This is a genomic window from Burkholderia sp. BCC1644, assembly GCF_902833225.1.
Lineage (GTDB): Bacteria > Pseudomonadota > Gammaproteobacteria > Burkholderiales > Burkholderiaceae > Burkholderia.
In genome coordinates, this window is sequence record NZ_CADFEI010000010.1 from 113,979 (window position 1) to 127,859 (window position 13,881).

At 62.3% G+C, this 13,881-nt stretch carries 10 protein-coding genes; 4 read left to right on the plus strand and 6 right to left on the minus strand.

Features of this window, described 5'->3' with window-relative positions; translation table 11 throughout:
- Positions 1-46: 46 nt before the first annotated feature.
- Positions 47-2,839, plus strand: a complete 2,793-nt coding sequence (locus HWX87_RS20980) for a glycosyltransferase (RefSeq protein ID WP_176048990.1) — start codon at positions 47-49, stop codon at positions 2,837-2,839.
- Between the two features lie 43 nt (positions 2,840-2,882).
- Here HWX87_RS20980 and HWX87_RS20985 read toward each other — a convergent pair whose 3' ends face one another.
- A complete protein-coding gene (locus HWX87_RS20985) occupies positions 2,883-4,487 on the minus strand; it encodes a TIGR04222 domain-containing membrane protein (protein ID WP_176048992.1) in 1,605 nt (534 codons plus the stop codon).
- Between the two features lie 141 nt (positions 4,488-4,628).
- A complete protein-coding gene (locus HWX87_RS20990; RefSeq protein ID WP_176049247.1) occupies positions 4,629-4,958 on the minus strand; it encodes a helix-turn-helix transcriptional regulator in 330 nt (109 codons plus the stop codon).
- A gap of 698 nt (positions 4,959-5,656) precedes the next feature.
- Here HWX87_RS20990 and HWX87_RS20995 point away from each other — a divergent pair.
- Entirely contained in the window at positions 5,657-6,994 is a 1,338-nt protein-coding gene (locus tag HWX87_RS20995) for an ATP-binding protein (RefSeq protein WP_176048994.1), read from the plus strand.
- Positions 6,981-7,937, plus strand: coding sequence for an O-methyltransferase (locus tag HWX87_RS21000; RefSeq protein WP_176048996.1), 957 nt, complete (start codon positions 6,981-6,983; stop codon positions 7,935-7,937). Before HWX87_RS20995 ends, HWX87_RS21000 begins: the two co-directional genes overlap by 14 nt.
- 2 nt (positions 7,938-7,939) lie before the next feature.
- Here HWX87_RS21000 and HWX87_RS21005 read toward each other — a convergent pair whose 3' ends face one another.
- The 4 genes from HWX87_RS21005 to HWX87_RS21020 form a co-directional block, all read right to left on the minus strand.
- The gene (locus tag HWX87_RS21005; protein WP_176048997.1) at positions 7,940-9,055 is read right to left on the minus strand and encodes a DNA cytosine methyltransferase; all 1,116 of its coding nucleotides are present in this window, start codon (positions 9,053-9,055) and stop codon (positions 7,940-7,942) included.
- A gap of 105 nt (positions 9,056-9,160) precedes the next feature.
- Positions 9,161-9,577: a very short patch repair endonuclease gene (locus tag HWX87_RS21010; protein WP_176048999.1), complete on the minus strand. Its 417-nt coding sequence runs from the start codon at positions 9,575-9,577 to the stop codon at positions 9,161-9,163.
- A 499-nt stretch (positions 9,578-10,076) separates the two neighbouring features.
- Entirely contained in the window at positions 10,077-11,132 is a 1,056-nt protein-coding gene (locus tag HWX87_RS21015; RefSeq protein ID WP_176049001.1) for a phage portal protein, read from the minus strand.
- Positions 11,129-12,898 carry a terminase ATPase subunit family protein gene (locus HWX87_RS21020; protein ID WP_176049248.1) on the minus strand — a complete coding sequence of 590 codons (1,770 nt, stop codon included), beginning with the start codon at positions 12,896-12,898 and terminating at the stop codon, positions 11,129-11,131. The genes HWX87_RS21015 and HWX87_RS21020 overlap by 4 nt, the downstream gene beginning before the upstream one ends.
- A gap of 144 nt (positions 12,899-13,042) precedes the next feature.
- Between HWX87_RS21020 and HWX87_RS21025 the strand changes: the two genes are divergently transcribed.
- Positions 13,043-13,855, plus strand: coding sequence for a GPO family capsid scaffolding protein (locus HWX87_RS21025; RefSeq protein ID WP_176049003.1), 813 nt, complete (start codon positions 13,043-13,045; stop codon positions 13,853-13,855).
- The last annotated feature ends 26 nt before the right edge of the window (positions 13,856-13,881 follow it).

The following is a 13,881-nucleotide window of genomic DNA, read 5'->3' on the forward strand; positions in this document are numbered from 1 at the left end:
CGCCGGCCATCCGTCGCCCTTCATCGCGCCTTTCGCCATTCGTCCCATGAACGACTCGCCCCGCATCTTCGCGCCGCTCGGCCATCCGTACTACCTCACCGCGCCTGGCTACAAGCAGACGTCGGGCGGCGTGCGCGCGATGCACTACCTGTGCCACGCGCTGAACCTGCTCGGCTGCGAGGCCTACCTCAAGACCACGGAAGTGCACCCGGGGCTGCGCACGCCGTTGCTGACGCAGGAGATCGCGCAGGCCCACTTCGAAGCGGGCCGCAGCCCGGTTGCCGTGTATCCCGAGATCGTCGAAGGCAATCCGTTCGGTTCACGCTGCGTCGCGCGCTACCTGCTCGCGGAGCCCGGCCGCATCAACGGCAACCCGATCGACCTGGCGCCGACCGATCTCGTGTTCGCGTTCGGGCCGACGATCGTGCCCGACGGATGGCAGGCCGACCTGCTGAGAATGCCGCTCGTCGATACGCGCATCTTCCACTGCGACGGCGTCGACGACGCGACCCGCAGCGGCACGGCCGTCTTCCTGAACCGCCACCTTCGCCGCGGCGGCAGCCTGCATCCGGCGACGGCCGAATCGATCGAGATCTCCGGCCGCGTGCCGGAGCGCTCGGCGCACGAACTCGCCGAGCTGCTGCGCCGGGTGGAATGTGTGTACCTGTACGAGTGGTCCACCATCGCCTTCGAAGCGCTGCTGTGCGGCTGCCCGGTCGTGTGCATCCTCAACGACGCGTCGATGCCGAACGCGGAACGCTGGGTGATGGGCGGCAAGGGCATCGCCTGGGGGCTCGATCCGCATGAGATCGCGCACGCGAAGGCGACCGTGCATGAAGTGCGCGACGTCTACCGCGAGGAAGAGGCAACGTTCTGGCAGCAATTGCGACACTTCGTCGACAAGACCCAGGCACGCGCCAGCGAACTCGACGCCCGGCCCGGCTCGCCGGGCTCAAGCGCGCGGCCGGCTGCGGTGCATGCGGTGCGGCGCATGGCGGTCGTATGCGCCGAACCGGCCACGCATCCGCACATCCAGGCGCGATTCGGCACCCCGTTCGGCCGGCTCGATCGCGAATGGGCCGTCGACTTTCCCGTCGGCAGCAACGGCATCGACCTCGACGCGCTCCAGCGGGCGGACATCGTCGTCCTGCACGGCGCGGTCGCGAGCCTGCTGTCGGGTCCCGCGCTCGAGCAGATGTTCGCGCTCGGCAAGCCGGTCGTCTGCGATCTCGACCGGCCGCTCGACGCGCTCGCGCTCGACGGTCAGGCGATTGCAGGCAGCGCGCGCCGGCTTGCCGCGATGCACGACGCGATCCGGCGCGCCGATGCACTGGTGGTACCGTCGGACGCGATCGCGCGCACCTACCGTCATGTCAACGCGGCAGTACACGTGCTGCCCGGCGATGCCGATGGCACCCGCCACGGCACGCTATACGCGTGGCTCGCCGAACAGGGCCGGCGGCCGGCTCGCGCATCGGCACCCGCGCCGGGCGGCGCGCACGCGCTACGTGCGTGGCAGAAGAAGCGTCTCGTCGCGTATGCGCTCGATCCGGTCGACGGCGCGTCCGTGCAGCGCCGCCTCGCACTGCCGTTCGCGCAGCTCGGCAACGATTGGGAACTCGTCTGGGGTACGACCGACGGCACCGCGATCGCCACGGCCGACGCCGTGCTGCTCGATCGCCACACGCCCGGCCGGCTGTCGCTCGACGGACTACGCGCGATCTTCAAATTCGACAAGCCGGTGATCTACGCGACCGACAGCCCGCCGCCCGCAGCGCAGGACGATCCGGCGTGGACGGGCATCGCGTACGCGCTCGGCAACGCGTGCGCGATCGTCGTCCCGACGCCGGATCTCGCGAACCGCTACCGGCCGTGGAACCCGCGCGTGTTCGTGCTGCCCGACAGCGTCGATCTCGACCTGTTCCTGCGCCCGGTGCCGGCCCGCGCGGATGACCGCGTGACCATCGGCGTCGCGGGCGATGCACTGCTGCCGGTCAATTTCGCGCGCGTGGACGCCGCGCTGCGCGCGGTCTGCGCACGCAACGCCGGCCGCGTCGCCGTGCAGTTCTTCGGCACGCATGTGCCCGAAGGCTGGGCGGACCATCCGGCAGCTGAGTTCCGGCCTACGTCCGATGCGTACCGCGCGTATGCGGAGCAATTGCGCGCACTGGACTGGGATATCGCATTGATGCCGCTCACCGATGCGGATGACTACGCGGCCAGCGCGATCCAGCGTCAGGAATTCGCGGCCGCCGGTATCGCCATCGTGGCGAGCGACCTGCCGGCGATCCGCATCGGCCTGAACGACGGCGATGACGTACTGCTTGCCGTCGACGACCCGCACGCGTGGGACGACGCGATCGACCGCCTGGTCATGCAGCCCGCGCTGCGCCGGCGGCTTGCCTGCACCGCGCAGGCACGCGTGCGCAAGCGCGACGCGCTGCAGGCGCAACTGCCGCTGCATCGCGAGCTTTACCGGGTGTGTGTCGAACGCCAAGGCACGGCCGTGCAGTTACCGCCGCGCGAAGCACCGATTCCAGGCGTGCTGATCCTCGACGCCGCCGGTGACGGCGAACGCGTGCAGACCGCGCTGCGGATCGTCGCGGCTCGCGCCGAACAGGATCTGCTGAGCGTCGTGCTGACGACGTCATCCGGCCCATTGCCCGAGTGGACGGACCGGCTGCGTTACCTGCGAGCCGCACCGCAGGAGTACGCGGCCACGGCCGACCAGCTCGCCGCGATGCCCGCGTTCGACTGGATCACGATCATCGACGCAGCGGAAGCCGAAGCCGGCGACGATATTCAGGAGACGTCCGCCGCAGATGCGGCGATCGATTGACGAAGGCGCGCGGACCGGCGCGCGCCTTCATGACCGGGCGCGCTCAGCTCGACGAGCATCCGCCGCAACTGCTCGAACTGCACGAGCTGGAGCTGCACGAACTCGACGAACTACAGCTTGACGACGAGCCGCCGCTGTCGGAGGAATCGAATGACCCTCCGCCCGATTTCGCGGCCATCGCGCTCGCCAGCGGCGACGGCGCCATCACCGTGCCCGAGTATGCGGCCCACGCGGTGCCGGCCAGCGCGCCGGCGCCGAACAGCGCCGCCGTCCATAACAGCGTGTCCGCCCCGTCGCGCTCGTCGCCCGGCGCATCGCGCGTGCCCTGGATATTCCGCTCGACCTGCACGTTGCGCGCCGATCGTGCATCGTGCGAGACCCGACGCGCGACCAGCGCGGCCTGTCCGCCGGCTGTCGCGCCGCCCAGCCTGAAGCCTCGCAGGCGCCGCGCGAGCAGACGGTACGCGATCGCAAAGACCACCATGCAGATGGCGAGCAGCAGCACGGGCCGCCCGCGGCTCAGGCCGACCGCCAATTTCGCGGCGCCCGTACCGAGCACGAGCAGCGCGATCGCACGCGCGGCCATGCGCGATACACGCATCTCGCCGACCAGCCAGTACCAGCCCTGTCCGTGCAGCCCGTCAACAGCCTCCTGCACGTACCGCGCGAGCCGTTCTCGAAACACGCCGTAGCGCACGGTGCCGGTCGACTGCCCGTTCAGCCAGGTACAGACTTCCTCGTAACGCCCCGCACGCGTCACATCGGCGATCTGCACGTAGCCGCCCTGCTTCGGAACGGTCCACAGGTCGATCGCGCCCGCATGCGCGAGCGACATCGTCACGACCTGCGCGACCCGCGACTCGCCGCCCATCAGATAGGCGGCTTCCGTCGCCGACATGTCGCGCTTGGGCTTGCTGCTGCGCCAGCCCCAACGCCGCCACCGGTACTCGATCCAGTGCAGGCCGGCGATCAGCAGCAGCGCGGCCACGCAGGCCGGGATGTAGAACGCAAGAAACTGCGGCCCCGTGTAGTTCAGCACGTTGAAGTCCTGCGCCGATGCGCAGGTCGCGGCGACGCTCGCGGCCGCCGCGGGCCACGCGAGTTTCGGCAGCCGGTTGCGCCAGGTGCGGCGCGGCGCAGCGGTGGCCGGTTCGTCTGCCTGCGGCGCCGGCGCTTCGACCGGCTGATCGACGGGGCGCGGCCAGATCGATTCCGGCGGCTCGCAGCCGAACAACCGCCGATAGCTGTCGAGCGTGTCGCGATAGCGCTGCGCGTACACCGCGCCCTCGTCCGGCGCACCCGTGCCGGGCATGTGATGCAGCCGCGTGCGCAGCACGCCGGCGCAGAAGACGTCCCAGTATTCGAGCGTGTACTGCAGGTGGAAATGCCATGCGGCATCGACCGCGACCGACGGCGTGACCGGGTGCCCGGCCGCCTGCGCGAGAAACGCGAAGCGCTTGTATTCGTCGATCACGGCCAGCGCATGGGCATGCGGCCAGCCTTCGGCTTCGGCGAGGCGCCGGCTGTACGGCAGCGGCGCGCCCGGATCGTCGGGGGAATAGGCGTTCAGACGCGCGAGCAGCGCCTGCTGCGCATCGGTCAGCGTGCGGGCATCGACTGCGGTCGAGGGAGACGGGATGGCAGCCATCGGGAGTCGGCGCGATGCGCGGACGGCCGCCGCGATCGACGCTTGGAGTTGTCGTTGCCGGCGATTCTCGCATAACGGCGAGGCGGCACGATACCGACGCGCGGGCGGCCCTCGGCGTTCGCCGCGCCGCGCGTCAGGCCGTCAGAAATCGAGCTGCGCCAGCGTGATGCCGAGTGCGGCCGCGATCTTCCTGCGCATCGGCTTGCGCAGCTTCTCGCGCTTTTCCCGTTTCGCATAAGCCGCCCGACCGATGCCGATGCGCTGCGCGACCTCGGCCCGCGTCAGCCCGAGATACTCGCGCCACGCGCGTGCCGGCGAGCTGCCGTCGAACACGGCGCGCGTCACGACCTCGTGCGGGACCGGGTCGCGCGCGACCCGCTGCTGCGCGACATAGTCGGCGTACGGAATCACGACGAAGGCCGGCGCCCCGTCCGGCCCGTTGATGATCTGAACGGAAAGTGATTTGCTCATCCGGTGATTGCCGGTCGCGATGCGATGCGGCGACTCCTCGTTACGGTCGATAGGTTCGATCAGCGTCTTCAGGCGGCCTCGAGCACGTCGAACCGGACCCGCGAATGGTTTCGCCGGGCCGGATGCGCACGCGATCGACAACCGCCATGCCGTCAATCGGCCGGGGATGTTACTGCAAACGGGAAAACGACGATGCGGAGAAACCGCTGAAAGCCTGAACAGGCATGTTTTGGCGCGCCCGGCTGGGATCGAACCAGCAACCCCTGCCTTCGGAGTTTTATCAGCGCACCACAACCCCTTATAAATCAAAGCCTTGCGCAGCTCGCAACTCACAAAATCAAGGCTAATCAAGGTCAATCAGGGCTACCCAAGCTCGTCCACACTGAAATTTCACTGTACTTTGATCAAAGCACGGTGACGCAGTTCGTGGCGCTTAATCCCGACCACCATACCGTCGCGACACATGGCCGGATGACCTTAGGCTGGACGCTCGCGACCGCGCCTGATGTATGCAAATGAATATCAGTCACATGCCAACGCGACCGCCACCGTCAGCGAAAGTGCGCATCGTTGCATCTGATTGTGCCGGCTCGCAGATCGTGAAATATACTTCTGGACAGCTCGTCATCGAGACCATGAGCTCAGAGGGCAGGAAGTAGAACCACTGCGAACGCATACTGAAAATCGGGGGAAAAAGCGTGTCTTGGACAGCAAACGCGAAGCCGACAAAAGAGTTTTTTATCAATATGATCACTCGCGACATTGGTCTAGACGAGTGTATTTTTGATTTACTCGACAATAGCATAGACGGCGCGAAACGAGGAACATCAAATGATCCCGAAAAGCGATACGCCGGATTCCATGCCAAAATAATCATAAACAAAGACCAGTTCATCCTTACGGACAATTGCGGCGGCATTAGTTTGAACGACGCCGTAAATTATGCCTTCCACTTTGGAAGACGATCAGACGCCCCACCAACTGAAGGCCAATCCATCGGCCTATATGGCATCGGCATGAAACGGGCTATTTTCAAAATGGGGAAGGACATCAAAATCAAGTCCGCCACAGAATTGAAATCCGCCGAGGCCTTTCAAACACACATCGTAGTAGACGATTGGGCAGCTACTGACGACTGGGACTTCACACTCAATCAATGGGATGCGGATTTTGTTGGAACCGAAATCGAAATTAAATCCCTAAGAGAGGGCACATCCTCTGAATTTTCCGATGAGATGTTTTTAAACAAACTTCGGAGGGATATTGGCAAATACTACTCGTTCATCATTCAAGATGGATTTGAAATATTTGTTAATGGAAAGATTGTCGCCGCCTACGATTTCCGCCTACGTCACAGTAGCGAAATTGCCCCAATCTCTCTCTTATATTCTGACAACGTCGACACCGACGTAACGGTGCGAATTACAGCAGGTCTCGCCGGGGCAATTCCTGACGATGTTTCAGATCCCGAACTAGGTGTAAAGGATGCCGAGTATTGGGGCTGGTTCGTCGTCTGTAACGACCGAGTCGTACTAGCAGGCGACAAGACTGATAAGACCGTCTGGGGAGATTCAGGGTTTGCGGTATGGCACCCGCAATATAATGGCTTTATGGGTATCGTCGAATTTAGTTCAAGTTCACCTCGAAAGCTTCCGTGGACCACAACCAAGCGCCAGATCGACGACACCACACCGATCTATCGCCGAGCCGTCGTAAAGATGAAAGAAGCAACTCGCACGTTTACTACATACACAACCGCGAGAAAGGCTGACCTCGATAAAGCTCGACAGTCCGAAATTGCAGCGCCGCTTACGCCCATTCGCAACCTCACGACTCAGCCGGCAATGAAATTGCCAGTGTTTCAATCGCCAAATGCTGTACAAATGGCGACCATTTCATTTCAACGCCCCAAAAAAGAAGTGGCTCGAGTGGCTGAATCGCTCGGCAACAAAAATATGACCAACAGACAGGTTGGTTTGGAAACGTTTAAGTACTATCTGGAAAATGAAGTCGGAGGCTCGGATGGCCTCATTTGAGTCTGTTAACTATACGCTACGGCTTAATAAAAACGTTGAGCGGAAGCTGATGTTTGAGGCGCTACAATGCATCGGCCATAAGATATCGCTTATTGATTATCAATATATCGGCATGGGATCAATGTGGTTTGTTGATTTGATAATGGCCCACCGCCTCCTACACATCCAAGACCTCATTTCGCTCGAACACTCTGACTACGCCGATCGCGCAATCTTCAATAAACCGTACGACTGTGTGCAAGTTGTGCCCGGCGACACATCGACTCTACTCCCAACACTAAATTGGGGGAAAAAAACCATCATTTGGTTGGACTATGACACTGGAGTCTCCGGGCCACTCTTCGATGACTTAACCATCGTCGGAGAGAAAATAAATGCCGGATCGATAATAATGATTACCGCCAAGGCACACATCGGCGATCTTCCTAATAAAAAGGAAGACGGATCGGAGTTTACTCGACGTGAGGCCATGGAGTATACGCTCGGCCAATATATCCCACAGGACATGCAACCTGTGAAAGCGAGTCAGTATCCGGAGATCCTCGGACGCTCGATTTTCGTCGCCCTTCGCAGCCACCTCCGCGTGCGCTCCGCCGGCTTATCCCTCCTTCCTATTTTTCATTTTTATTATAAGGATGGGGCGCCTATGGTCACGGTTGGCGCGATCGTCGTGGATGAAACACAAGGATATCGCGAGCTCGTCGAATCGAGCGGAGTATTCTCTCGCTTCCCTTACTTCACTGGCGAGACGCAATATACGATCAAGGTTCCTCCCCTTACCCAAAAGGAGAAAATGGCCCTTGATAATATGATGCCTTCGATAAGTGCCCCCAAAGAGCTTTTGGTAAGGGCAAAGTACGGATTTTCAATTGACCAAGAATTGCTCGATAATTTTTTCCAACTTTACCGAGCATATCCGACCTTCAGTGAACTCGCGATATAGCGTTAGCGCAATTTCCTCTTAATCGCCGCCAACACTGATTCCGCCAGTAGGGGACTTACACTGTTCCCTATCTGGCGGAATGAATGCCACTTCGTCGGATGAAACGTAAACCAGTCAGGAAAGCCCTGAATTCGTGCAGCCTCGCGAGGAGTAATGACGCGTGGGGACCCATAGTGAATAGGACGTACGGCCTGAAAGCTTCCGCGTTCCGCGCCCGTTCCGGCCCGAAGAGTCGGACAAAGTCCATCGCGGCTTAGACGCATCGCCCTCGAAACCGGATCTTTCGCGCCTGGACGGAGTTTTCGAAATCGCTCGATGGTCGCCTCTTCATGAACCGTGCCGAAACAACCTGAAACCTCTCCCTTTACCGTATATCGCTCCAACGCCGTTGGCTCTCCGACGTTATCGGGGACCCGCTCTTGAGCACTCCGGTGAAAAAATGTGTCGGGCAGCCGTCCAACCCGTCGCCACGACTGCTGCTCCGTACCCCAGTCAGCCCGAACTGACGGCAATCCCGCGAACGCGTCTCCGACCGTCGTGGCAATTACCTCTGCTCCCGGGACAAAGATATCCCCACTCAGATCGTCCATTTGCATTGGATCGAAGCCCACGAAGAAGCAGCGCTTCCTCGTTGTAGCAGCACCGAACGTGCTTGCGACGAGCAATGTCGGATCCAACAAGACGTAGTGTCTAGGAACACGGGCAAGCGCCGCCTGCACAATGTCGGAATTACGCTCCGCCAGCACACCTGGCACGTTTTCGGCAATGAAGAACGCCGGTCGAATTTCGCTTACAAGGCGGAAGAAATGCCCCAACAGTTGATTGCGGGGGTCGGCTGCATTCTTCTTACCAATTTCGCTAAATCCTTGGCATGGCGGCCCCCCAATCAGTCCTGCCACTTCACCGCTGCGCAGATCGCACTGTTGCAGCAGCGTGGAGCCAGTGAGAGCCCCTACATCAGCGTCAATGTGACGCGAGTTCGGGAAATTTAGCGCATGAGTTGTGACCGCGATCCGGTCCAGCTCGACTGCCCCCGCCACCTCAAAGCCGGCACGAGCAGCCCCGAGGCTAAGCCCGCCAACCCCTGCAAACAAGTCGATTACTTTTGGTTTATGCACGATCAAGCCACGCTATTTGGATGGGTGGCATCTTAATCGATTCGTTTGTGTTCGTCGATCGTGGCGTCCCGCAAGCACCGGCCGGTACTACGTGACAACCGATATTTAGATCGTGTTACCAACGAGCAAAAACGCTACAACACGCTCAACAAGACTGTCGAAATCTCGAAACTCGCATTGCCATACTACCAAGACCGACCAGCCCGACTGCTCCAGGAGATGGATTGCAGACGCGTCGCGGGCCTGATTCCGGACCACCTTTTGAGACCAAAAATCAACGTTTGACTTCGGCAATCGCCCGAGCCGACAGCCGTGCCCGTGCCAAAAGCAGCCGTGCACGAAGACGATCTTCCGACGACTGGGAAAAACCAAGTCTGGCGAGCCCGGCAGGCGCTTCACGTGCAGGCGATAACGGTATCCTAACGCGTGTAAGGCCCGGCGAAGCCGGAGCTCAATTCCAGTATTCTTACTCCCAACCGCGCGCATGATCGCGCTCCGTTTCGCCTTTTCAACCTTGTCCATGACGATGCAGCCCTGCAGTTCTGTGACACATCGCGCCTAGTTGCGGCTCTGATGCGATCTTGCACGAAAGCGAGCGAAACCGCTGGAGGTGCACTAAGGCTGCCGAACTAAGGTGCATAAATTCGCATCGTCGCGCAGCAATACGCACGATTTCCGCGCATCGCAAATTGCCCGGAGCCTCGCGCCACGGGGGCCGCGAAGCCTCTCGGCCTAGTGCACTAAAACCACCCGGCCAAGCAAAGCCCGCAGGCGGGGAGGGGACCGCGCAGCGGCGGCCGCAGCGCGGGCCGGCCTCCCCTCCCCCATCCCGCCAGACGCCCGCCACGGCCGCACGACGGCCTCCACGCGCCCTTCGCAGCAAGGCGTCCGACCCTGAGCCACCCTGCGCCGGCCAACCCGCTGTAGCGCCTCTATGCGCGCCGGCGCCAGACGCAAAAAAGGGCCGCGCCCGGCTGCCCGGTGCGCGGCCCTGCCGCATGACTTCGAATCGCTGGATGCGCTACGCGGTCGCCGGCGCTGGCGGAATCTCGTAATCGTCGAACGACACGACCTCTTCGCCGAGCCAGTCGTTCAGCTCGGCGAAGCGGGCCTGCAGCGGCTTGATTTCGTTCCGGCCGAACACGCGCGCCGCGGTGTCCGGCGTGCCGAACCCGCCCGAGTTGCTCGGCACGATGCCGAGCAGTTGCGGCGGCACGCGATGCGCGGCAAGTAGGTCGTCGCGCGTCACGTTCTTGATGTTGAAGAATTCGTCCTTCGCCGCGACCTCCGACACGGGGATGAGCTGGATACCGTCTTTCTTCCCGCCCGGCGCGTACATGAACACGTTGCGGAAGTTGCCCGGCCCCTTCGCGTTCTTCAGCGCCGTACGCATGTTGTCGACATCCTCCTGTTTCTGCGCCGCGTCGGTCATGTAGAGGATGAAGCCGGCATGGCTGCCGTTTTCGTAGTACTTCCGCCGGAACAGCGTCGACGATTCGTTCAGCCAGGCCGAGTGAAGCGAGCTGAGATATTCGGGCAGGCCGTACACCTCCTGGTTGATGTCCGGTCGCATGAGCTGGAACACGCTGCCCGGCTCGAACTCGTGCTTGTCCTGCCAGCCGTTCACGTACACAAAGCCGCTGAAATCGGCCTTGCGCCGCGTGTATTTGGCCAGGGCCGGTTCGAGCCGCAGCGTGTCGCCGAGCTGATTGCGGCGGCGTTCCAGGTAGCCGTTGCCGAACGTTAAGAAGTCGAGCGCCCATCGCTCGAACGCATGCCGGGATAGCCACCTGTGAGGCCGGAACGTCGACGCCAGCACGTTCGCCTTGAAGTACAGCGCGGAGCTGTGGTGCGTGCTGGCGCGGAACGATTTCGCCAGGCCGGCGAAGCTGACGGGCGGCTCGAACCAATCGCCGTTCGACCAGCATTCGACATAGTCGAGAATCTCGGCGCGATTCATGACCGGCGTGGGATCGTCGAAGGTGAAGACCTCGGCGCGCGCCGGCGCGGCGCCGGCGGCGCCCGAATCCGGCGTGGCCGCGAACGTGCGCGGCGCGCGCGATCGGCGCTTGCTCATGAATAGAACTCCGTGAAAGATGAAGAATTGATGTCGCCGCCGGCGAGCGGCTCGCGGTCGATCGCGTGCAGGCAGGCCCATGCCAGGTCGGCGTGGCCCGTCTCTTCATTGCGGTCGGCGGTGTACGTTGCGTGGCGGCCGCTCGCCGTCATGGTCTGTTTGATTCCCATGAACGCCGCGGCCAGGTCGGTCCATCCCGCGTCGAATTGCAGGCGGCCGTTGCGGATGACGGATTGCCCCTTCAGCACAAGGCGGGTTTTGACCTCGGGTGAGTAGTTCAATGCAACGGCCGCCGGGTAGAACTTCCGCACGAGCTGATAGACGCCCTGCCCCATGCCCGTCGTGTCGATCGCGATATAGCCGACGTTGTAGCGCTGCGTGATCTGCTCGATCGCCGCGGCCTGTTCCTCGAAGTCGTTGCCGCGGAACTGGTGACGTTCGAGCACGCGGAACGTTCCACCCTCGACACGCGGCGGCGCCACGACGACGAGACCGGCCGAATCGCCGGTCAGCGCCGGATCGTAGCCAACCCACACCTCGCGATAGCCGAACGGGCGCAGCAGCAGCGGGGAGAAATCGTCAGCCCATTCCTCCCACGAGTCGACCATGCAGCGCTGCAGCTCGGCCAGCTTGAACACCGACACCGAATCGTCGATGAATTGGCACATCAGCAGGTTCGCGAAAGCCTCTGCGCTGTACCGGCGCCGAAGTCTCTCCAGGTCGAACAAGTCGCAGCCGCCCTCGATCGCATCGAGCACGGTAACGATCTGACGCCACTGCTCGTCCTCGCCCAGCATGCCGCGCACGAGCGCTTCGTGGCTCGTGTCGATCTGGATGCGATCGCCGGGAGCGCGTCCACGATTCGCATCGGCGCCGCTCCAGAACGCGTAGGCTTCATGAGTCGTACTCGACGGCGTGCTGAAATAGGTCAGCCGCCACCGCTTGTGCATCGCCATGCCGGACGCCACGGTATTCAGCTCGCGGAACTTCGGCACCCAGAAATATTCGTCGAAGTACAGATTGCCGTGATACGACTGCGCGGTGCGCGAGTTCGTCCCCAGGAAGTACAGCGTCGCACCGTTCGGCAGAATGATCGGATCACCCGTCAGCTCCACGTCGGCCACGTCACGCGCAAACTGCACGATGTACTGTTTGAAGACGTGCGCCTGTGCTTTGCTGGCCGACAGAAAAATCTGGTTGCGGCCAGTATCGAGCGCGTCGACGAACGCCTCGCGTGCGAAATACCAGGTCGCGCCGATCTGCCGTGACTTCAAGATATTGCGCGTCTGCTGATCGCCATTGCGATACCAAACCTTCTGGTAGTCGAACAGCGATTCGCGGAACGCCTTCACGATCCGCTCTTCCTGTTCCTCGCTGATTTCGTTTTTCGGCGGCTTGCGCTTCGGCCCGGCATTGCGCGCGGCAATGTTCGGGTTCAGGTCGCCTTCCTTCCCCGTCTCCCCGTATTTCTGCACGCGCGCGAGCCGCTCGATCTGTCGGCCGAGCAGGTCGATTTCCTTGTAGTCCGCGCCGTCTTTCTTGTCCTTCGCAATCAGGACCATCAGGCGCGTTTCGGCCGCCGCCTCGATGCGCTCGATCGGCGTCGCGTCTTTCCACTTGTCACGACGGCACCACGACGCCACGGTCGCGGGCTTCAGTTCGAGATGCCGCGCGATCGACGAGATGCGCCAGCCTTGCCAGTAGAGTGAACGCGCGATCTGTCGCACGTTCGCTTCGCGTTGAATTGGATCTGTCGTTTCGAGCATGCGGCAAGCGTAGGGCGACGCGCGCGCGCGATCACGCGGAGCACTACGTACCCATGCGAGCAACACACGCCGCTCGTTGAGCCGTGGCGCGTGAAGGTCGAACATGGGAATCACATTCACTGACCCACGGTTCGACCTCTCTCTATGGCAACCAACAAAACGAAGTTTTTCCGCGTCGCGGTCGAAGGTGCGACTGTCGACGGTCGCGAGATCAAGCGCGAATGGCTCACGCAGATGGCGAAGAACTACAACCGCGAACTGTACGGCGCGCGTCTCAATATCGAGCACCTGAAGGGATGGGCGCCGCTCTCGGCAACCAACCCGTTCGGCGCGTATGGCGATGTGATCGCGCTGAAGGCATCCGAGATCGAAGACGGCCCGCTGAAAGGCAAGATGGGGCTGTACGCGCAGCTCGATCCGACCGACGAGCTGGTCGCGCTGTCGAAGAAGCGCCAGAAGGTTTTCACGTCGATCGAAGTCAATCCCGACTTCGCCGACATCGGCGAAGCGTATCTGGTCGGCCTGGCCGCGACCGACGACCCGGCGAGCCTCGGCACGGAAGCGCTGCAATTCGCGGCGCGCCGTTCGAACAATCTGTTCTCGGCCGCGTGCGAAACGTCGATCGAGTTCGAAGGCGAACCCGAATCGACGAACCTGCTGTCCATCGTCAAAGGCATGTTCGCGCGCAATCGCTCGACGGACGATCAACGTGAGGCCGACGTGCGCCACGCAGTCGAAGAAATCGCAGGCTTCGCCAGTCAGCAGGGCCGCGACGTCGCCGCGCTGCGCGTCGACCTCACCATCGTGCAGGACGATGCGACCGCCGCGAAGAAGCGCGCCGACGAGGCGATGGCCGCTGTCGAAGCACTGACTGCGAAGCTGTCGGCCACCGATAACGGCGCACCGCGGCGCCAGCCGTCGACCGGTTCGACCGGCGAGCTCGTGACCGACTGCTGATCCTTTCCACGCTCACACCCCGGAGA